Source organism: Actinoplanes aureus, from assembly GCF_015704865.1.
Taxonomy (GTDB): domain Bacteria; phylum Actinomycetota; class Actinomycetes; order Mycobacteriales; family Micromonosporaceae; genus Actinoplanes; species Actinoplanes aureus.
In genome coordinates this window covers 93,945-113,631 of record NZ_JADQTO010000022.1, presented here as the reverse complement: position 1 = coordinate 113,631, position 19,687 = coordinate 93,945, and the positions used below count along the sequence as shown (strand labels likewise).

Genomic DNA, 19,687 nt, shown 5'->3' with positions numbered 1-19,687 from the left:
GGAAACGCCGCCGAAATCCGCTTCGGTGGTGATCTCAGCCCGACCGTGGCGAGTGGGTCAGGCGCTGCCAGACCCAGCTCGACGGAACGCGACGGCCGTACAGGACGTACTGGCTCACCGAGTCGACGGTCAGCGTGTCCAGCAGCGCGCGCCGGTCCCATGGTTGCCCGGCGAACAGGATCTGGTCGCCGGCCTGGAGTGCGGCGTCGTCGGCGGGCCCGAGCGTCGCCTGCTCGTCGCGCAGGATCAGGAGCGGGACGATGTCGAGGCGCTCGTCGCGGTCGTCGGGATGGCGCAGCAGATCACGCAGCGTCGCCCGGCCGTCTCGCAGCCAGCGGATGAGCGCCGGAGCCTCGTCTGCGTCCAGCGTCGTACGCCACAACCCGTGCAGGCGGCGGCCGCAATGCTTGTGCAGACGCGTGATCATGTTCGCGGCCCATCGGTCGCCGAGTGCCGGCATCTCCCGCAGGAAGTGCCACAGCAGCGGGGTGCTCAGCTGCGCGTATATCTCGTGCGCGACCACCTCGGCCGGCACCAGGAGCGAGTCGACCCGCATGGCGGCGAACAGCGGTGCCGTCTCAGGGCGGTTCTGCCGGGACGCGACGAACAGGTGCGGGTTGATCCGGCGGGCGGCGGCCACCAGCGACAGGTTGGTCGTGTCGTTGTCCGTGCCGGCCACGAAGCCGACGGCGTGTGCCAGATCGGCACGGGCCATGACGCTCGGCTCGGACCCGTCGCCGACGACCACCCACGGGTCGGGATCGGCCGACGCCGCGATGTCGATCACGGTGACGGTGAGGCCCTCGGCGTGCAGGTCCTCGGTGAGCTCGCGCCCGAACCGGCCGTAGCCGCACAGCACCCAGCGCCCGGCTCGCGGCGGCTGTGCCCGGTCCGGCAGCGTCGCGCCGAGCCCGCTCTCCAGCCACACCATCAACTGGTACGACGCCGGCGCGCGCAGGGCCAGCCGTAGATGGTCCCCGTACCGGTCGAACGCGTTCACCACGGTGGGTGAGCCGAACGCGGCCATCCGGTATCCGACGGCCGGTGACACCGTGCGGGCGATCACCGGCAGCTCCGGGCGTACCAGGGCGGCCGTCATCGCGACCGCCAGGTTCACCTCGTCGTCGTCGGTCAGCGCCAGCACCCCCTCGCAGTACGGGTGGCCGAGCCCGGCATGTTCGAGCGTCTGCGGGTTGCGGGCGTCACCGGCCAGCCCCGGCACGTCGGCGCGGTAGGCGTCGATGTCGAGCGCGTCGACGCGTTCCGCGTTGCTGTCGACCACCACGAGCCGCCGGCCCAGCGCGTCGAGCGAGCGCCCCAGCAGCTGACCGGTCTGCCCGTACCCGGCGATCAGCAGGAACGGCTCGCGGATCCGGGCCACCGTACGCGTGAACCGTTGCAGTGCCAGCGCCTGCCGGAACGCGCGGTCCTGCAACAGCGTCAGCAGGGAGCCGATCGCGTACGCCCACCCGATGACGGTGAGGTAGATGCTCGCCATCACCCACAGCCGCTGCGCGCCGGTGAACTCGTGCGGGATCTCGCCGTACCCGATGGTCGTCGCCGTGTAGCTCATGAAGTAGAACGCGTCGAAGAAGCCCATCCGCGCCGGCTGCCCGGTCTCGTCACGACCGGGGACCAGCGTCAGACCCAGCACGCTGATCGCGAAGATCGTGATCAGCACGATCAGCGGCGCCCGCATGCGGCGCAGGATGAGGAAGACGGTGGGCGGGCCCTGCACCGCCGCGGCGATCCGCGTCCAGCGGCGTGCCTTGCGGGGTCGCTCCTCGCCACGGCCGAGCATCCGCCGCCACCGCTTGTCGGATCGGGACACGGCCACCTCAGCGTCGCTGGAAGGACACGGTCTCGATGACCAGCAGGATCACTGAGACGATGTTGGCCATCAGGGCGCCGCCGGACAGCGACACCACGCTGGCCATCGACTCGCCGTCCAGGCCGGTCGCGGAGATCTGCGTCGCCCACGTCCAGACCAGGGTCGCCGCGATCAGTTGCAGGTCGGCGACCAGGCTGGTGGCCAGATGCACCGCGCCGATCTGCGTGCGGTCGCCGAACTTCAGCACGGTGGCGATCAGGTTCACCACGACGGCGGCGAACAGCTCGTACTTGTTGTGCAGTGTCGGGTCGTCGATGTCGCCGATGAAGAAGCCGAAGTTCAGCGTCGCCGCCAGCAGCACGAAGAACCCGAAGATCACCTTTTCCAGACTCATGGGCACTCCCGAGCGTCGGACGACTCACGCTACTGCGGTAGCGGTCAGGTCGCTTCCCGAAGCCAGGTTCGGCAGAGCCACCAGGCGTTCGTGGCGCCGAAGGTGCCGGCCGGGTCGATGCCGGTGACGTCGGCGAAGCGCCGGACCCGGTTGCGCACCGTGTTGGGGTGCACGAACAGCTTCTCGCCGGCGACCGTGACGTCCCGGTCGCTCTCCAGCCAGGCGAGGACGGCGTGTGCCACCGGCTCGGCGTTCGGTCCCAGAGCGGCCCAGGCGCGCAGATGCCGGTCGAGCAGCGCCGTGGCCAGATCAGCCCGGTCGGTCAGCGCCGCCACCCACGCCACCTCGGCGATGTGCACCACCCCGGTGCGGCCGGTCGACTCGGCGGCGGCCAGGGCGGCGACGGCGAGGCGATGTACCGGCGCCAGCTTGTCGGGTTCGGCGGGACCGGCCAGCCCGGCGGTTCCGGCGCGTCCGGACGGAGCCCGCGGCAGGACTCCGACGAGCAGGTCGTTCACGATCGCGCACAGCACCGGTGGCTGCTCGCGCAGGGCCCGTTCCATCGAGGCGGCGAGCTGCGGCCGGGCGACGAGCACCCAGAGCCCGCCGGTGACCGGCAGTCCCGCCTCGGCGATCGCCAGCACGGCCGCGGAACCGCCGTGCAGCAGCCGCCGCAGGATCGCCGCGTCCCGGCCGCCGGGCTGCGGATCCGCGCCCGCTCTCGCGGCCCGGTGGGAGGTGATCAGCCGGGCCCGTACCGTCTCGGCCCAGTCGTCGTAGAGCTCCCGCGCGTCCAGCAGCCGGTCGGCGCCGACTCCCTCGGATCGGGCGACCTCCCGGGCCCGGGCCCAGATCGCGCGTTCGGCGACATGGATGGCGCCCAGGACCGCCTCGATCGGTACGCCCTGCCGGGCCCGGGTGACGCCGAGCTCCTCCACGAACGACAACTCGGCCTCGGTGGGTCCGCGCCGCGCGGCCAGTGCCCGGGTGGCCGCGGTGAGCAGCGCGCGGGTGTGCCCGGCGATGTCGGACGGCGGCAGCGCGGCGACCTCCCGAACCGTCGTGCGAACTCCGGCGATCACGGATGGCAGCAGGTCCTCGTCGTTCATCACCCGTTCGATGAGTTCGACCACGGCTGTCCAGTCGTCCGGCGGGTTCATGCCGCCATGCTGCCCCGACCTTGTGGTGGCCCACAACCGCGACCCCGAACGGCGTGGCCCGCGCCATGTCCAGGCCGGTTGCCAGGACATACGGTTTGGCGAGCGCTACAACGGCCCTCGAGGAGAAGTTCCATGCGTGTCGCCGTGATCGGTGCGGGAGCCGCCGGCCTGGCCACGGTCAAGGCCCTGCTCGACGCCGGCTGTGAGCCCGTCGCCTACGAGCGGGGTGACCGGCCCGGCGGCCTGTGGGCCACTGGCGCGTACGCCTCCCTGCACCTGAACACCAGCAAAGGCCGGACCGAGTTCGCCGACTTCCCGATGCCGGCCGAGTGGCCCGTGTACCCGTCGGCCGACCTCATCGCCGGCTACCTCGCCGATTACGCCGACAAGTTCGGGCTCACCGCCTCCATCCGTTTCGGTAGCACCGTCACCCGAGTCGAACGCGACGGCTCCTGGCTGGTGACGACCCCCGGTGACACCGAGCGGTACGACGCGGTGATCGTCGCCAACGGTCACAACTGGGATCCGCGCCTGCCGGACCCCGGGTATCCCGGAACGTTCGACGGCGTTCAGATGCACGCTCACGACTACCGCACCGCCGACGTCTTCCAGGGCAGGCGGGTGCTGGTCGTCGGGATGGGCAACTCGGCCATGGACATCGCCGTGGACGCCTCGTACACGGCCCGGGGCCCGGTCCTGCTCTCCGCCCGGCACGGGGTTCACATCGTCCCGAAGTACCTGTTCGGCCGCCCGTCGGACGCGACCGGCGGCGCCCTCGCCGCCCTGCCCTGGCGGATTCGCCAGCGCATCGCCGAGACCATGTTGCGGCTGGCCGTCGGCACACCGCAGAGCTACGGCCTGCCGGCCCCGGCCGGTGGCCTCTTCCAGAGCCACCCCACGATCAGCGACACGATCCTGCACCGGCTCACCCACGGCGAGGTGGCCGCGCGTCCCGGTGTCGACCACTTCGACGGGGCCCGGGTCGTCTTCACCGACGGGACCGCCGATCTCGTCGACCTGATCGTCTGGGCCACCGGCTACCGGGTGAGCATCCCGTTCCTGTCCCCGCGCTGGCTGGGTGCCGACCCGGAACGGTTGCCGCTCTACCAGCGGGTCTTCCATCTGGACGACCCGACCCTGGCGTTCGTCGGTCTGATGCAGTCCACCGGCGCGGCATTCCCGGTGGTGGAGGCGCAGGCCAAGCTGGCTGCCGCGTACCTCTCCGGCTCCTATGCCCTGCCCGCCGCTCAGCAACAGGAGCGCGCCGTCGAGCGCGCCCTGCGCGCCGCCGTCGAACGCTGGGGCGAGAACGCGCGGCCGCACATGCGCGTCGATTTCGATCGGTACGTCGCCGAGCTGCCCCGCGAGATCGAGGCCGGCCGGATCCGCCTGGCCCGAGGAGTCCCCGCATGAGCAACCGCCTTGATCCGCGCGGCATGCGCGTCCTGGTCACCGGCGCGTCCGGAACATTCGGCCGGGCGATCTGCGCCCGGCTGGACGGGCTCGGCGCCCGGGTCGCCGGTCTGGACCTGGCGCCCCGCGCGGACGACCCGGTCGAGGTCCTGGCCTGTGACATCACCGACGACGAGGCGGTGCCCGCGGCGGTGGGCGCGGCGATCGCCCGGCTGGGCGGGCTCGATCTGCTGATCAACAACGCCGGGATCGGTGGGCCGGCCCCCGCCGAACTGCCGCCGGGCGCGGAGGTACGCCGTCAGCTGGACATCAACCTGCTCGGAACCTGGCGGGTGACCGCCGCGTGCGTGGACGCCCTGGTCGCCTCGCGCGGCCGGGTCGTCATGCTCTCCTCGCGGATGGCCGTCATGCAGCTGCCGCTGGCCGCCGCGTACGGTGCCTCCAAACGTGCCCTGGTGGCGTACGCCGATGCGCTCCGCCTGGAGATCGGCACCCATGTCGGCGTCACCTGCGTGTACCCGTCCGCCGTACGCAGCCCGATCCACGACTCGACGGCCGCCGCCGGGCTCTCCCTGGAGGGCATGAGCCAGTACGAGCCGCTGGAAGGCGTGGTCCGTACCGTGCTGCGTGCGGCCCTGAGCGGCCGTCCGCACCGTGACCTGGCGACCACCCGCCGGGGAGCCGTCGAGTTCTTCCTGGCCCGCCACCTGCCCGCGCTGACCGACCGGATCGTCGCCCGTACGCTGGCCGGCCGGGTCCGTTCCGGCGCGTTCGAGGGCGCCGGACTGGCCGCCGGCGTCGTCGCGCGTCACGGGGAGACCGGATGACCACGCTGCGGGAGGGGGTCCGGACCAGGACGGGTGACCTGCTCGCCTACGCCACCGGCTCCATCGGGATGGGCGTGTGGGTCACCGTTCCCGGACTGCTGCTGCTCTACTTCCTCACCCACACGCTCGGCGTCTCGCCGTTCCTGGCCGGCCTGACCCTGCTGCTGCCGAAGATCATCGACGTGGTGGTGCATCCCCTGCTCGGCAGCCGATCCGACCGGGAGGCGCGCCGGACCGGGCACCGGCGGGGCATGCTGCGCGTGGGCCTGCTGCTCGCCGTGGCGATGGTCGCGATGTTCTCGGTGCCCGCCGGCGTGTCCGGCGCACCGGCCGCGCTCTGGGTCGGCGGCTGGTTCATCGCCGGCAACCTGCTCTTCGCGTGTTTTCAGGTGCCGTACCTGACCACACCGTCCGACCTGCGCGTCGGCTACCACGAGCGCACCCGGGTCTTCATGTTCCGGATGCTCTTCCTGACCCTGGGCCTGCTCGGCGCCGGTGTCGCGGCACCGGCCCTGGTGGCCGCCGGTGGACGCGGCGACTACGCCCGGATGGCCCTGATGCTCTCCGGCGTCATGGTGGTCTCCGGCCTGGTCGCCCTGACCGGGGTGCGCCGCCTCACCGCGCACGCCGGTTTCCGCTCGCCCGGCCAGCACGCCCACTCCACCCGCGGCGACGTCGCGACCGCCTGGCGGGACCGCGACTTCCGGACCCTGGTGCTGTCCTACCTGTTCACCGGTACCACCACGCACCTGTTCCTCGCCGCGCTGCCGTTCTACACCGAGTACGTCTTCGCCGACTCCGGCCTCACGGCCGTGTTCATGGGCGCCTTCCTCGGTCCGGCCGTCATCGCCGGACCGGTCTGGGCGAAGGTGTCCCGGCGCATCGGCAAGCAGCGCGGCCTGCTCATCTCGCAGGGCGTCTTCGTGATCGGGTCGCTCGCTCCGCTGCTCGGATACGGCACCGTGCCGGCCGTCGCCGTGGTCGTCGCCCTGGGCATCGCGTTCGCCGGGCTCCAGCTCTTCGCGTTCTCGATGGTTCCGGACGCTGTCGCGGCCGCCGAGGCGCGCGGCACCGCCCGGGCCGGCGCCTACACCGGCGTCTGGACCGCCACCGAGGCGACCGGCACCGCCATCGGCCCGTACGTCTACTCCGCCGCACTCGCCGTCGGCGGCTTCGTCTCGACGACCGAAGGTCACACCGTGGTCCAGCCGGACTCCGCCCACACCGCCCTGCTCCTCGGCTTCACCGTGGTACCGGCCGCGCTGATGGCCGCGGCCATGGCGTTCCAGCTGCGCTGGACGCTGGACCGGGCGCTGACGGCCGACGGCTCCGGTACTGTCACGCCGTGATCCATCCGCTCGTCCTGATCTCGCCCGCCATGGGCATCGGTTCCCGGTACTACCGGCCGCTCGTCGAGGCGTTCGAAGCGCGTGGCTGGGCTGCCCGGGCGTTGCCGCGCCGAGGGTTCGAACCCGGCGAGCCCCGGGCCTCGCGCGAGCACGACTGGTCGTACGGCGACGAGATCGAGGACACCGCCCGGGCGGTCGCCGCCGCGCGGGCTGAGGCGCCCGGGCGACCGGTGATCCTGTTCGGCCACAGCCTGGGCGGTCAGCTCGCCGTCGGGCACCAGCTCAACCGGGCGCCGGCGGACGGGATCGTCACGGTGGGCACCTGTCTGCCGTACCACCGGGACTACCCGTACGGTGGCCCGCACCTCGTCGTGATGGGCGCCGTGATCGTGCCCGTGCTCAGCGCGCTCTTCGGCCACCTGCCGAAGCCGGCTTTCGGTGGGCCCGGGGCGCGGACCCTGATGCGGGAGTGGGGGCGGATGGCCGTCACCGGTCGCACCCCGTTCCCGGCCGCCGCGGCTGTCGGCACGCCCTCGCTGGTGGTCGCGTTGCAGGGGGACCGACTGGCACCGCCGTCCGCGGTCGAGAGGTTCGCCGGTCGCCTGTTCGCCGCCGAGAGCCTCACCACCTGGCTCTACCGGCACGAGGACGTGCCGGACGGCGCGAGCAACGACCACACCTACTGGGTACGCGCGCCCGCGCCGGTGGTCGACCGGACCGTCAGCTGGTGGGCCGCCTCGTCGTCAGCGACGTGTGGCCTCCCGAACGTTGACCAGCAACACCAGTAGCGCCGCGGCGAAGAACGTGAAGGTGACGACGTAGCGGCCGTCGTACCAGAGCACGGCCAGCACCAGGAGCGCGGCGCAGGCGAGCAGCAGGCGCAGCAGAACCGCCAGGAACTTGCCGCGGACCAGGCCCTCGACCGACAGCAGCACCAGAAGCAGGATCCCGGCGGTCTCCTGCCCGGCGATGGGCAGCGGTGACAGCACGGCACCGAGCGCCCACAGGATCAGCGGTGTGCTGATCACCGCCCACCAGGACCGGGCCCGACCGAGGAACCCGGTCGACGCCTCCATCGGCACCCGCCGGTGCATCAGGTGGGCGTGCGGATGCTGCGACACCGGCCCGGCCGTGGTGGTGCGGTGCAGCTCGTCGGCCAGGCGGGTGCGTTCCATCCGCAGGCCGAGCAACTGCTGCTCCTGGCCGAGCAGTGCCCGTACCTCCGGGTCGGCGGCGGGCAAGCCCGCCGCCGCCACCGTCAGTTCGTGGCGCAGGGCACTGATCTCGCGGTCCAGCTCCTCGATCCGGTCACGATCCCGCTGGGTACGGATCTCCACGAGCTGCCGTTCGGTGGCCGCGTCGGGCACCACCTTGGCCAGGCCGGCCCAGCCGACCGGGTCCGCCCACGCCTGCCGTACGGTGCCGTCGCGCCGGTAACGGGGGCCGGCCGGGCCGCGTTCGCCGCCGAGCCGGTCCCGGGTGTCGCGCCCCCACAGCCCGCGGAAGTCGCGGACCCAGGCGGTCTCGTCGTCGATCACCACCGGATTCCAGGCTTCGGGCTGGCCGGGGCCCACCGCCCGGCCGTCGCCGCGGGCGTAGTCGACGTACGGGATGCCGACGCTGCGCTGATCCTCGGCCGACCAGGGCGCCAGCAGCCGTGCCGACCAGCGCAGGGCGTTGACCAGGCCACGCAGCCGCGGAGGCCGTACCGTGATCAGGTAGTCGCCCGGAAGGTACGCGCCGGAGTGCGAGCCCGCGCCGACGAAGACCACCGGGTGCCGGCCGTCGACCAGGGTCAGATCCGGGTCGTCCCAGCGCCGCCGCAGATCGTCGCCGGTCTCCTCGTGCGCCGAGAAGACCACCCACGCGGCGGCTCCGCTGGCCGCGTCGAGGTAGACCGTCACCTGCTCCCAGTCGGCCTCGTGCTCGTTGACCCCGCCGAACGCGGACCGCCAGTTGTTGAAGCTGTAGAAGAACCAGTACTGGCACACGATCCACGGCTCGTCGCGTACCACCCGCCCGTAGTAGGTGGGCCGCCCCGGTTCGAGGTGGTCGCGCTGTAGCAGGAACGAGCGTGCCGCGCTGCCGCCCGGGACGCTGCCGCGGAACAGCAGGGAAAACCGGTTCAGGGTGTCGACCAGCCGGGCGGTGAGCCCGACCGACGCCAGGCGGCTGGAGCGGGCCAGGTGCGGGGGACGGTCCCGCAGCGGAATGTGCGCGGCGAGCGGCTTTTCGTCGGCGTCGATGCCGGACATCGAGTACCCGAGGCCCAGTTCGGCGCCGCCGGCCGCGGCGAGGGCGTCCAGGGTCAGCTCACCCGGCGCGGCGACCTGGACCGGGCGCTCCCCGGGTTCGGCGCGCCACAGGCCGGCCCGGCTGACGTACCGCTCGACCGGGACCGGGAAGAAGTACTCGCCCTCGGTGAACCTGCTCACCGGCTCGTACTCGCGCAGCAGACGCAGGTCGTCCTCGTACCCCAATGCCCTTTCGTTCCTTTCCCACCGGCGTGCCGCGGGCACGATCGGTGACGCGTGCCGTTGGAACCTACACTTGGCGGCGCCCGGACCTGGCCTCCAGCCGTGTAGGGAGCCGCCATGATCACCGATGCGACGCTCGCCCGTATCGGCCAGGGGGTGGAGCTGCATCACCATCGTGGCCGCCGTGCGGACGCTCGCGACCTGTTCGCGCGGATCTGGGACGAGATCGGCGGGGAACAGGGCGATCCTCTGCACGTCTGCGTGCTCGCCCACGCGATGGCCGACGTGCAGGACGACGTCCGCCAGGAGCTGGTCTGGGATCAGCGGGCGCTGGCGGCGGCCGACCTGCTCACCGAGGACCGGGTGGCGAGGGCCGGGGTGACGCTGCCGGTGGCGGGTCTGTATCCGTCGTTGCATCTCAATCTGGGTGAGTGCTACCGCAAGCTCGGCGATCTCGATCTTGCCCGCGAGCACCTCCGGCGTGCGGAGGCGGGGATCGGCGCGCTCGGCGATGACGAGTACGCGCAGCTGATCAAGGGCGGCCTGGAGCGGCTGGCACGACTGCTGGCCCCCGAGTAGGCGACGACCGGCAGAAGTCGTCGATCACCCGGCCGAGTTCCGTGGGATCGGTCAGCGGCAGCAGGTGGTTGGCGTCGGCGATGGTGGCGATCGTGGAGCCGGGGATCAGTCCGGCGAGATGGGCGATCAGGCGGTGGACCGGTGGCGGGCTGGCGCCGCCCTGGACCAGCAGAACGGGCGGCCGCAGGTGGGCGAGGGCGGCCGGATCGACATCCCACGCGCTGACCGCGCGCGATTCGTCGGTGAAGAAGTAGCGGCAGCGGCTCACCGCGTCCTCGACGAGCTCGGCTCCAAGGGTGTCCGTCATGACGCGGCGATAGCCCGGTCCACACACCAAGGTCATGAACGTGTCGAACGCGGCGGGTAGGTCACCGCGGGCGATGGCGGCCATCACCGAGCCGATGACGGGGCCGAACTCGGCGTGGAGCAGTTCGTGGTCGCCCGGAGCGGTGAGGGCGTCCACCAGCGGTGGCTCGCACAGGGTGAGCGTGCGGACCAGGCCGGGATGGTCGATGGCGAGCTGGAGCGCGACGGTGCTGCCCGATGAGTGCGCGACCACGTGGGCGGGCGTGGCCCCGAGCCGTCGAAGCAGCGCGGCGGTGTGCTCGCTGTGGTCGCCGACGGTGAGCCCGTCCGGTGGCGGTGCGCCGGTGTACCCGGCGCGCACCAGGCGGATCACGCGGTGGCGCCGCAGCGTCGGGCCGTCCGCCAGCGGGGTGAACCAGTCGGCGAGCCCGCCGCCGTGAATCAGCAACAGGGCGTCGCCGTCACCGCCGGAGTCGGTGTAGGCCAGTTCGGCGGAGCCGGTCCGCCATCGGGTCAGTTCCGGGTGGACCTGAGTCATGGTGCTCTCCTTGGGAGTAGTGGTCAGTCGGCGTAGAGGCGGATCTCGATGCCGTCGGGATCGTGCAGGCCAACCAGCACCGAACCGCCCAGGTGCCCGGTCACGACGCCACCGTGCGGCTGGCCGAGCTCGTCCAGTCGCCGGAGCCAGGCCTGCACGGCATCCCTCGTCGGCACCGCGAGGGCGACGAGGTCGAAGCCCGCCACGGCCCCGGCCCGCGCCGGATCGTGGCGCAGGGCGAGGCGCAGCGAGCCGCCGGAGTCGCTGAGACCCAGGCCCCGGACGACGCCGTCCTCGGTGAACTCGATGTCCACGCTCAGCCCGAGCACGGACGTGTACCAGTGGCGGCTGCGGTCCAGGTCGGCGACCGGCAACTTGACGTGGTGGAAGCCGGAGAGATCGGGCATTATATCCACCCTTTCGCTATAGGCGACTCTAGTAAGTGACTAGAGTAGGCTCTAGCGAATGACGGATCCTGTCAACCGAGCGACGAAACCCGACAGACCCGCGCAGCCGGGACCCCGGCTCAGCCGGGCCGAGCAGGCTCGCGCCACCCGCCGGCGCATCATCGCCGCGGCCGCCGAGCAGTTCGTCGCGCGGGGCTACGGGGCGACGCTGCTCGAGCAGGTGGCCGAGCAGGCCGGAGTCGCCGTGCAGACCGTGTACTTCCATTTCGGCAACAAGCGCACGCTGCTCAAGCACGTCATGGACGTGGCGGCGGTCGGTGACGACGAACCCGTGCCCCTGCTCGAACGCCCGTGGTTCAAGCAGATCCAGGAGGAGACCGAGCCGCGGCGGATCATCCACCGGTGGCTGGACGGCAGCCGCCAGATCGTCCATCGGGTGGCTCCGCTGATGCGGGTGATGCGCGGTGCCATCGGCACCGACCCCGAGCTGGCCGCCCAGTGGGCGACCAACCAGCAGCAGACCCGTACCGCCTTTGGCGTGCTCGCCCAGCTACTCGCCGCCCGCGACGCCCTCCGGCCGGGGCTGGACGTCGACCAGGCCCGTGACATCGCCTTCACCGTCGGCAACGTCGAGACCTATCTCCAGTTCACCGACGTCTGCGGATGGACAGCCGATCAATGGCAGGAACGAACCGCTGCCATCCTGACCGCCTGCCTGCTGACCGAGGACGGCCGGCGTCCATAGCGACAAGTCTGACCTTGCCGCGCTTTTCACTGGGCCGATGTTCCGTCGCGGACGAATCTGAGTAGCCTGTCCGGCGCGGCACCGCGATCCACGACGAGGCGGGCCTCCCGTCGTTGAACAGGCGGTGCGAATGGACGACTGAATGGATCTTTGCCGGTGAACGCAGACGCGACGAGCTCGGAATCGCGAGTGGAGATTGTCGCCGAGCTGACGACAAACCACTTCGGGGAGCGTGACCGGCTGGAGAACCTGATCCGGGCCAGCCACGCGGCGGGCGCCGACTACGTCAAGCTGCAGAAGCGGGACGTGGACACCTTCTATCCGCCGGTGGAGCTGGAAGCGCCCTATGCGTCCCCGTTCGGGACCACGTTCGGCGACTACCGCAGGCAGCTCGAGCTGACCGCGGCCGATTTCGAGTACGTCGACGCGCTCTGCGCGAGCCTCGGCATCGGATGGTTCGTCTCGGTCCTCGACCGCCCGTCGTTCGACTTCGTGCAGCGGTTCTCGCCCCGGCTGATCAAGTTGCCGTCCACGATCTCCGGGCACACCGGCTTCCTCGACCACGTGGCCCGCACCTTCTCCGGTTCGGTCGTCATCTCCACCGGCATGACCGACCGGTCGTACGAGGACTACGTGCTGCGCGCCTTCTCCCGGGCGGAGCGGATCTACCTGCTCCAGTGCAACAGCGCGTACCCCACGCCGGCCGAGCACTGCAACGTTGCGGTCGTACGGCACTACCGGGACCTGGCCCGGGCGGATCCACGGGTGGTCCCGGGCTACTCGAGTCACGACCACGGCTGGTTCGCGTCCGCCCTCGCGGTCGGCGCCGGAGCCCGGATGATCGAGAAGCACGTCAAGGTGGGCAGTACGCCGTGGGCGCACTTCAACGACGTGGCCGTCGACGTGTGCAACGGCGACTTCGCGGCGTACGTGGCCCGGCTGCGCGAGGCCGAGAGCATCCTCGGCGCCCCGGTCAAGACGTGCACCGGCAGCGAGCATCACAAGTACGCCTGCCGGGACTAGGTGCGCCGCGACGCGACCGCCGGGTCACCGAGAACGACGTAGTTCTGCGCGTCGCTGCGCTCCGTCCACAGCGCGGCGATCCGGCCGTCCGGGACGCCGCGCCCGCGGTGTACCTCCTGGAGGACGTCGCTGAAGTTCGCGGAGAGCGCGCCGTGCCGCTCGCTGAAGTCCTTCATCGCGACGCCGACCCGGTTGCCGATGAGGATCCGCCCGATCGCGTTCTGGAACGGGACCAGCTGGGCCTCGCCGCCGAAGAGGTACGAGTAGCCCCACGCGCGATCGACGTGCCCGATCACGGCCAGTGCGCCGCCGCCGGGATGAGCGAGAAGCTGCTGGGGGAGTGCCGCCACGAACGGCTCGTCCGCGACGGCCGGCGGCTCGCAGCCGCGCTTGCTCGTGAACGGGTCCAGGTGCGGCGTACCCGCCCCGTAGCAGGCGAAGAGGAACGCGATCAGGCCGTGCACCCGCGCGTCCGCCGGCAGGTCGGCCGCGCCGTACGAGTGGGTGGCGTCGATCCGGCCGAAACCCGGCCAGTCCTGGCACACCAGGGCGCCATGCCGGGCGTGCTGGTCGGGATGGCCGGGCGGCCAGCCGCCCAGCCCGTGTGCGGCGGCGAAGAGCAACGCGGGCCGGCCCTGCGGGCCGTCGCCGCCGAAGACCTCGGCCAACGACTGCTTGGTGGCGGATTCCCCCAGGACGGTACGCGTACGGCCACCGCCGACCCGCTCGTACCGGCCACCCGGCCCGAAGCTGTCCACCAGCGGCCGGACCAGCCGATCGGCCGACAACTGGGTGGCCCGGTCGAAGTCGTGCCGGGTGCCGAAGAACACGGCGGTGTCGTCGTGCCGCGGCGCGCCGGCCTGCTCGTAGTCCACGACCGACTCGGCGTATCGCCGGTAGCCGGCGGCGTCGTCGAAGTGGAGGCGGCCCACCGCGTACTCGACGGCGAGCAGGTACTGGAAGCTGAACGGGATGAGCCCGGGCGGTCCGGCCAGCAGCAGGTAGTACGGCACGTTCTCCGGGTTGATGGAGCCCGGGCCGACCCGGCGACGCTCCAGCCAGCCCAGCCAGGTCTCGCCGGGGAGGTGGTCGAGTATCTTGAACCGCTCGCCTGCCTGCTCCTCGCGGTGGCGGAGCAGCGGCGCCAGTTCATCGAGCACTCCGGTCGTGTCGGCCGTGCTCACCACGACGCCCCACCCGGCCCGGCCGAGGTTCTGCGGGTCGACGTCGAAGGGCAGGCCGAGGTGGTCCTGCTTGGCGTTCGTCCAGGCCAGCCGTACCCACTGCGAGGTGTCCACGTCCTCCGGCCGGCGTTCCCACGTGGCCAGCTCGGCGGTGGAGATCGGCTCGATGAGGTAGCGCCCGGTCAGCCCGTCGATGCCATTGGGGTAGATCCGGTCCTCAGGCGGCTCAGTCATCGATGTCGGCCCCCTCCCCGACGACCATGAAGACGTCCGTGACCGGGCTGATCGCCTGGTCCGGGTCGGCGGCACGCACCCGGACGCGGTACGTCCCCTCGGGCAGGGCACCGAGCTCGGCTTCGTGCCATCCGTCGGAGCCCTCCCGCATCGCCGTGCTGGTGACCTGCCCGCCGCTTCCGGCTTCCCGCACCTCGCTGACCAGCTCGGCGAACGGCTGCTCGGCCAGCGCGCGGACGATGACCGGTTCGCCGGCCAGCACGACGTCGTCGATGTCGAGGCTGATGCCGGTGCCGGGCGCGTAGATCTGCGACTGGTCGATCCGCTGCCGGCGGATGATTCCCAGCACCTGGTCCAGGGAGAAGTTCGCGTTCTGCAGGGAGGCGTGCCGCTCCCGGACGTACACCTCGAGGTCCATGTTGCTGAGCTCGATCGGGGTCGCCGAGACGCTCGGGACAGTGCCGTCGCCGCCCTGGTCCGTACCCCGATAGTCGCGCAGCATCTGGAGGCCGCCGCCGGTCAGCCGGGCGCTCTGCGAGGTCGGCTGGAAGATCCCGGCCACGGGCTTGATCTGGTAGCCCTCCGCCGTGTACCGCGCGGACTCGCGGTGCTCCAGCACCGCCTGCCGGATCTCGTCGTGGAAGCCCAGGGCGGCGGCCGCCCGGCCGGTGTCGAGCCCCGGGATGCCGGGCACCTCGATCACCCGGCCCAGCGTGCCGTCGTCCCGCTCCACACACGGATAGATCGGCAGCAGCTGGTAGATGGAGGTGAAGGAGCGCACCAGGGCGGTGAGGTTCGGCAGGGTCAGCGGGCCGAGCTTCTTGCGCATGCCGTTCGCGACGAAGTCGAGGGCGTTGAGTGAGCCGCGGTACGGCGTACCGAAGGTGATCAGCAGCCGGGTGTCCCGCCAGCCGTCGAGCAGCTCCAGGAAGTGCCGCGCCACCAGGCCGCCCATCGAGTGTCCGACCAGGATCAGCTTGGCGTCGGCGTTGCCGGAGCGGTCGCGCCAGGCGGAGAGCCACTCGTGGCTGCGCCGGGCCAGCTGGCGGGCGGCGACCCGGTTGTCGCGGCGCCAGTCGTACGGGAGCTCGAACAGGTTGACGCCGGGTTCGACGTCGAGCTCCTTGACCAGGGTGGTGGCCAGCTTCCCGTACCCGTCGATCTTCCAGAGGCCGGGAATGAGGTGCGTGTCCGGCTGTACCCGCGGAGCGGTGATGCCGTCGCCGAGGTCGTCGGCGTCCGGGTCGTCGCCGTGCATCTCCAGGTCGCGCAGGCTGCGGCCGATGGTCCGCAGTCCCCGGCCGACCGCGCCCGCGGACAGCGCCCACACGTCCTTGCCGTCCTTGGCGAGCACGCTGCCGGTGATGCCGGGAATCAGCACGATCACGTCGGCGACCGGAGTCTTGGCCATGCCGGGTCCTCGATTCAATCGAGCATCAGGAGGATCGCCAGAATCACGATGGTGAGTGTGAGCAGGGCGACCAGGCCGGTCAGCCGGCTCACCGCCGAACGGGCTCGTGCGATGACGCTGCGGTCCCGCTCGGCCACGATGCTCTCCCGGAGGAACTGCTGCTCGTCCGGGGTCAGCTCGCGCACGCTCGCGTGGCGCTGCACCTGTCGCAGCTCGTCCCCGGCGAGCAGCAACTCGCGGTGCCGGGTGGTACGCCAGTCGCGGGCGCGTTTCTGCCAGGACTCCAGCCGGGACTCCCGCCAGTTGCGATTGTCCTCGAGCACCGGCGTGATGAGCTGGTCGTGGGCGAGTTCGTACCAGACCGACCCGGACCGGGTGTCGCTCCGCAGCAGGTACGCGTCCTGCAACGCGGAGAGCACGGCGCCCGCGCCGGCGTCCGTGGACGCCGGCCCGGTGAGCGTCTGGGTACGGAAGCCCTGTGCCGTGACGAGGTTGGATTCGAACCAGTCACGCATCGTCAGTTCGTCCGCGCCGGTGACGGCTGCGACCTCGGTGACTGTGTCGCGGTAGTACCGGCGCAGGGAAGCCGCGATGTCGGCGTGCCGGCGTACCCGGTCGAGGTCGATGGTCGAGAACCGCCCCTGCTTCTCCTTGTCGAGGGTGCGCCAGAGGTGCCGGCAGACGACCTGCAGCTGGAACGGCTGGACGTAGGGACCCTTGACCAGGTCGACGCCGTTGGCCGGGCTCTGCACCCGGATGGTGCGCAGCCGCTGGACCAGCTCGTCGGCGGCCTCCTCAGTGACCTTGACACCCATCTTGTCCGCGGGCTCGATGATGGCCTTCTTGGCGGCGGCGGTGTCGAGGAAGTCCAGCCGGAACGTGGCGTGCAGGTAGCCCGGGATGTGGTGGAGGTAGCGGTCCAGCCCGCCCATGTAGTCCTCACGCATCGCGAACAGCACCCAGATGTCGTTGTCCTGCAGCGCCTCGCCCAGCTCGGCGAAGAACACACCCTGGCTGTCCCAGTCGGTCGGATCCAGGAACAGGATCTCCTCGAACTGGTCGAAGATCAGCACCGGCGTGTACTTCTCGAAGTCGGGCATGGCCGCGGCGATGATCTCCGGGAACCGCATCTCGGCCACCTCGGCCTCGTCCCGCAGCGGCAGGAGGTCGAGCGCCACGCTGTGGATGTAGCGGTTGCGCACGGCCAGGCCGGTCCGGGCCGGTGTCTTGACCCGCAGGGGGCGGGAGGCCAGGAACGGCACTTCGCCCCACGACGGATGTCCGCGTTCCAGCCGGGGCACGACACCGGCCTGGATCAGTGACGTCTTGCCGGCCCCGGAGGGGGAGTGCAGCAGGGCGATGCGTTCGGCGATCAGCAGATCCGTCAGCTCGCGGATCTCGAAGTCGCGTGCCGGCAGGTCCTCTCCGCTGCGGAAGGCCCGCGGTCCCACGTACGGGTTCTTGCGTCCGGCTTTGCCGGGATTGCTGGTGGCAGTCATGGCAGGAGCTTTCGGGTGCGCAGCTCATCCAGGAACGTGCGGGTCTCTCCCCAGTAGATAGTGATCTTGTCGTCGCCGAAGTACGACTCCAGGTACTCCTGAGCCGCTTCGGTGTCGATCGTCTGGCTCTGCGGGCTCAGTTGCACACCCACGTGGTTGCGGTCCTCCAGCCGGCGGCTGCCGGCGAAGCTCTTGATGCCGTGGAAGAGGACGCGGAAGTCCCAGTCGTCCAGGCTGTAACCGAGGAAGAGCAGCGACACCGTGGTGAGCGCCGACTTCACCGAGGTGGGCACGTACTTCCGGGCGGAGATCCACTCGGTGATCCACCGGAAGTAGTCGTCCTCGCTGAGGACCAGCGACGCCGGATTGTCCAGCCGGCCGTACAGGTGGTAGACGAGGGGCGTGGCCGCGGTGGGTTCGAGTCGCGGCCGCAACGTCGGGATGTGCTTGTTCCACGGGAACATCATGGTGACCGGCTTGCGGCCCTCGTCCTCCAGCGCCTTCTGCAGCAGGTCCGTCCAGTTCGTCGTGATGTAGATGGGTACCTGGAGCCCGGCCATGACCCGGTAGGGGTCGCCCTCGTCGGCGCGGCGCAGGCGCCTGCCGACCTCGAGGATGGCCGGCACCGGGCTGGGCCCCTTGAGCTTGTCGTCCGGGAGGTCCCAGATCGGGTCGCCGCGGTGGGCGGTGCGTCGCTCGACCATCTCGTCCAGCAGATGCTGCTGGACTCTGAGCCACACGTCGCTGGGTGCACCGCTGTGCACCCGCAGGTACTGTGCGACCTTGGCGAGATCACCCTGGTCGCGCGGGGAGATCGGCATCTGCCAGCGCTCCACCCAGTTGCGGGCGATCTGCTGGCGGCTCCCGATGATGCCGCCCGCCAGCCCGGGTCCGAGCACCGGCGTGATGGCGTTCTGCGACAGGCTGAGCTTGAGCGACTGCCACGTGGCCTCCTCGCGCTCGGTGAAGGCGGGCCGGTAGTAGGTGCGGCCGGAACGCAGCCGGGAGAACAGCACCGGAACCCACCAGTCCGGGCGGCTGCGGATCGCCCGCCGTCCGGCCGCCATGGCCTCGTCGACCCGGCCGTTGTGGTCGGCCAGGGCGGTGAAGAACGCCGGGGCGAACACCGTGGCGGTATCGATGGAGACGTTGCCCTGCATCGCGACGACCGCCGCGACCCCCACCTTCGCGAGCCGGGGACCCAGCGCGGACAGCGCGCCGTCGTCCTGGCTCCACATCTGCGCGTCCCCGGCTGCCGACTGGCAGGAACTGAGCATGGCGATCGTCGGGCGCCGATCCAGCTCGGCGAGGCGTTCTTCGAGCTTGCGGCCGTCCACCAGATCCGGGGAGCGATCGGACTTCTCCAGCAGCAGCACCGGGACCTCGTCGACAAGTACGCCGTGGCAGACCAGGTAGAGGATGTCCACACCCTGTTCGAGCTCGGCGAGCAGGTCGTCCAGGGTGGCCTGCCCGTCGCTGAGGGCGCGCACGTGCGGGATTCGTTTGAGCGCCTCGCGGGCCCGGGCCAGTTCGTCGGCGACGGCCACCGGCGCCAGAGTGCGCCCTCCGAACGTCTCCTCGGCGGCGAACTCCGGACCGGCGACCACGATCAGCGCTCGAAGATCGTGCTCGGCCAGCGCCGGGATGGATCGCCAGTCCGAGCTGCTCAGGTACCGGGACAGCAGGATGTCGGCCTGGGCCGCCAGCGTTTGCCCGGTACGCGGATCCTGCAGCAACTCCCAGCGGATCGCGTGGAAGCGGGGTGGCGCCGCGATGTGCAGCCGCACGTGCAGGCGGTTCCGGCCCTCCGTGTGGTGCAGCGCGCGCAGCACGAAGGGCTGGACGCTCTCCACACCCAGCACCATCCGGGTCAGCGCCTGCCCGTAGGCGGACTCATCGGCGCGCAGCCGGGCGAGTTCGTCGAGATCAATGGGGATCGGATCGACTGGTGGCATCCACTCTTCGACGTTGTCCGCCGGCACGTCGAATCGAACGCCGATCTCGAAAGCGGCGTTCTTGCGGTCCCATCGGAGGACGATTTCCAGGTCACCGTCGCGAGACACCTCGGCCCCCGCACAGCTCGAGAACGGATATCGGCGCCGTGACCACGTCGGATGATCGGCCACGCCCCGTCGCGCCTTCGAACAGCGGGCCCGGAATGCGGTTTCACCGCGCGACATCCTGGCCCCGTGTCGATAGGCCGTATTGTGGGCAACCGTCGCGGACGAGGCAACAGAAGTGTCGGAATTACGCGGCCGTAATTCAGCGGCCAGGTGATGTTCGGCGAATCTTCGAACGGCACGATGACCT

At 71.0% G+C, this 19,687-nt stretch carries 17 protein-coding genes; 7 read left to right on the top strand and 10 right to left on the bottom strand.

The window, feature by feature from the left end; translation table 11 throughout:
* Positions 1 to 34: 34 nt before the first annotated feature.
* From I4J89_RS35315 to I4J89_RS35305, 3 genes are read right to left on the bottom strand one after another with little or no spacing between them, the layout of a single operon-like run.
* Positions 35 to 1,831 carry a potassium channel family protein gene (locus I4J89_RS35315; RefSeq protein WP_309238602.1) on the bottom strand — a complete coding sequence of 599 codons (1,797 nt, stop codon included), beginning with the start codon at positions 1,829 to 1,831 and terminating at the stop codon, positions 35 to 37.
* A gap of 7 nt (positions 1,832 to 1,838) precedes the next feature.
* A complete protein-coding gene (locus tag I4J89_RS35310) occupies positions 1,839 to 2,225 on the bottom strand; it encodes a DUF6394 family protein (protein ID WP_196418499.1) in 387 nt (128 codons plus the stop codon).
* A 44-nt stretch (positions 2,226 to 2,269) separates the two neighbouring features.
* Positions 2,270 to 3,385, bottom strand: a complete 1,116-nt coding sequence (locus I4J89_RS35305) for a helix-turn-helix domain-containing protein (RefSeq protein WP_196418498.1) — start codon at positions 3,383 to 3,385, stop codon at positions 2,270 to 2,272.
* Positions 3,386 to 3,517: 132 nt separating this feature from the next.
* Between I4J89_RS35305 and I4J89_RS35300 the strand changes: the two genes are divergently transcribed.
* The 4 genes from I4J89_RS35300 to I4J89_RS35285 are packed head-to-tail and all read left to right on the top strand — an operon-like array spanning position 3,518 to position 7,762.
* Complete coding sequence (locus I4J89_RS35300; protein WP_196418497.1) at positions 3,518 to 4,798, top strand: flavin-containing monooxygenase; 1,281 nt, start codon at positions 3,518 to 3,520, stop codon at positions 4,796 to 4,798.
* The gene (locus I4J89_RS35295) at positions 4,795 to 5,625 is read left to right on the top strand and encodes an SDR family NAD(P)-dependent oxidoreductase (RefSeq protein ID WP_230860108.1); all 831 of its coding nucleotides are present in this window, start codon (positions 4,795 to 4,797) and stop codon (positions 5,623 to 5,625) included. Before I4J89_RS35300 ends, I4J89_RS35295 begins: the two co-directional genes overlap by 4 nt.
* Complete coding sequence (locus I4J89_RS35290) at positions 5,622 to 6,974, top strand: MFS transporter (protein WP_196418496.1); 1,353 nt, start codon at positions 5,622 to 5,624, stop codon at positions 6,972 to 6,974. The genes I4J89_RS35295 and I4J89_RS35290 overlap by 4 nt, the downstream gene beginning before the upstream one ends.
* A complete protein-coding gene (locus tag I4J89_RS35285; RefSeq protein ID WP_196418495.1) occupies positions 6,971 to 7,762 on the top strand; it encodes a serine aminopeptidase domain-containing protein in 792 nt (263 codons plus the stop codon). Before I4J89_RS35290 ends, I4J89_RS35285 begins: the two co-directional genes overlap by 4 nt.
* On the opposite strand, the gene I4J89_RS35280 is transcribed toward I4J89_RS35285, so the two are convergent.
* Positions 7,718 to 9,454, bottom strand: coding sequence for a hypothetical protein (locus I4J89_RS35280; protein ID WP_196418494.1), 1,737 nt, complete (start codon positions 9,452 to 9,454; stop codon positions 7,718 to 7,720). The two genes, I4J89_RS35285 and I4J89_RS35280, sit on opposite strands and share 45 nt — an antisense overlap.
* Before the next feature lie 114 nt (positions 9,455 to 9,568).
* Between I4J89_RS35280 and I4J89_RS35275 the strand changes: the two genes are divergently transcribed.
* On the top strand, positions 9,569 to 10,030 hold the full coding sequence (locus I4J89_RS35275) for a tetratricopeptide repeat protein (RefSeq protein WP_196418493.1): 462 nt from the start codon (positions 9,569 to 9,571) through the stop codon (positions 10,028 to 10,030).
* On the opposite strand, the gene I4J89_RS35270 is transcribed toward I4J89_RS35275, so the two are convergent.
* Together I4J89_RS35270 and I4J89_RS35265 are read right to left on the bottom strand one after the other, a co-directional pair.
* Positions 9,984 to 10,874, bottom strand: a complete 891-nt coding sequence (locus I4J89_RS35270; protein ID WP_196418492.1) for an alpha/beta fold hydrolase — start codon at positions 10,872 to 10,874, stop codon at positions 9,984 to 9,986. The genes I4J89_RS35275 and I4J89_RS35270 overlap by 47 nt on opposite strands.
* A gap of 23 nt (positions 10,875 to 10,897) precedes the next feature.
* A complete protein-coding gene (locus tag I4J89_RS35265; RefSeq protein ID WP_196418491.1) occupies positions 10,898 to 11,281 on the bottom strand; it encodes a VOC family protein in 384 nt (127 codons plus the stop codon).
* Between the two features lie 58 nt (positions 11,282 to 11,339).
* On the opposite strand from I4J89_RS35265, the gene I4J89_RS35260 reads away from it, so the two are divergent.
* Positions 11,340 to 12,026, top strand: coding sequence for a TetR/AcrR family transcriptional regulator (locus I4J89_RS35260; protein WP_196418490.1), 687 nt, complete (start codon positions 11,340 to 11,342; stop codon positions 12,024 to 12,026).
* Positions 12,027 to 12,215: 189 nt separating this feature from the next.
* Entirely contained in the window at positions 12,216 to 13,049 is an 834-nt protein-coding gene (locus tag I4J89_RS35255) for an N-acetylneuraminate synthase family protein (RefSeq protein ID WP_196418489.1), read from the top strand.
* On the opposite strand, the gene I4J89_RS35250 is transcribed toward I4J89_RS35255, so the two are convergent.
* Genes I4J89_RS35250 through I4J89_RS35235 form a run of 4 tightly spaced genes read right to left on the bottom strand, consistent with a single transcriptional unit; the run spans position 13,046 to position 19,440 of the window.
* Positions 13,046 to 14,467 (bottom strand): hypothetical protein, encoded by a 1,422-nt coding sequence (locus tag I4J89_RS35250; RefSeq protein WP_196418488.1) that lies wholly within the window; start codon positions 14,465 to 14,467, stop codon positions 13,046 to 13,048. The two genes, I4J89_RS35255 and I4J89_RS35250, sit on opposite strands and share 4 nt — an antisense overlap.
* Positions 14,460 to 15,878, bottom strand: coding sequence for a lipase/acyltransferase domain-containing protein (locus tag I4J89_RS35245; RefSeq protein ID WP_196418487.1), 1,419 nt, complete (start codon positions 15,876 to 15,878; stop codon positions 14,460 to 14,462). Before I4J89_RS35245 ends, I4J89_RS35250 begins: the two co-directional genes overlap by 8 nt.
* A gap of 14 nt (positions 15,879 to 15,892) precedes the next feature.
* Positions 15,893 to 17,377 (bottom strand): nSTAND1 domain-containing NTPase, encoded by a 1,485-nt coding sequence (locus tag I4J89_RS35240; protein ID WP_196418486.1) that lies wholly within the window; start codon positions 17,375 to 17,377, stop codon positions 15,893 to 15,895.
* The gene (locus tag I4J89_RS35235; RefSeq protein WP_196418485.1) at positions 17,374 to 19,440 is read right to left on the bottom strand and encodes a CHAT domain-containing protein; all 2,067 of its coding nucleotides are present in this window, start codon (positions 19,438 to 19,440) and stop codon (positions 17,374 to 17,376) included. Before I4J89_RS35235 ends, I4J89_RS35240 begins: the two co-directional genes overlap by 4 nt.
* Between the last annotated feature and the right edge of the window lie 247 nt (positions 19,441 to 19,687).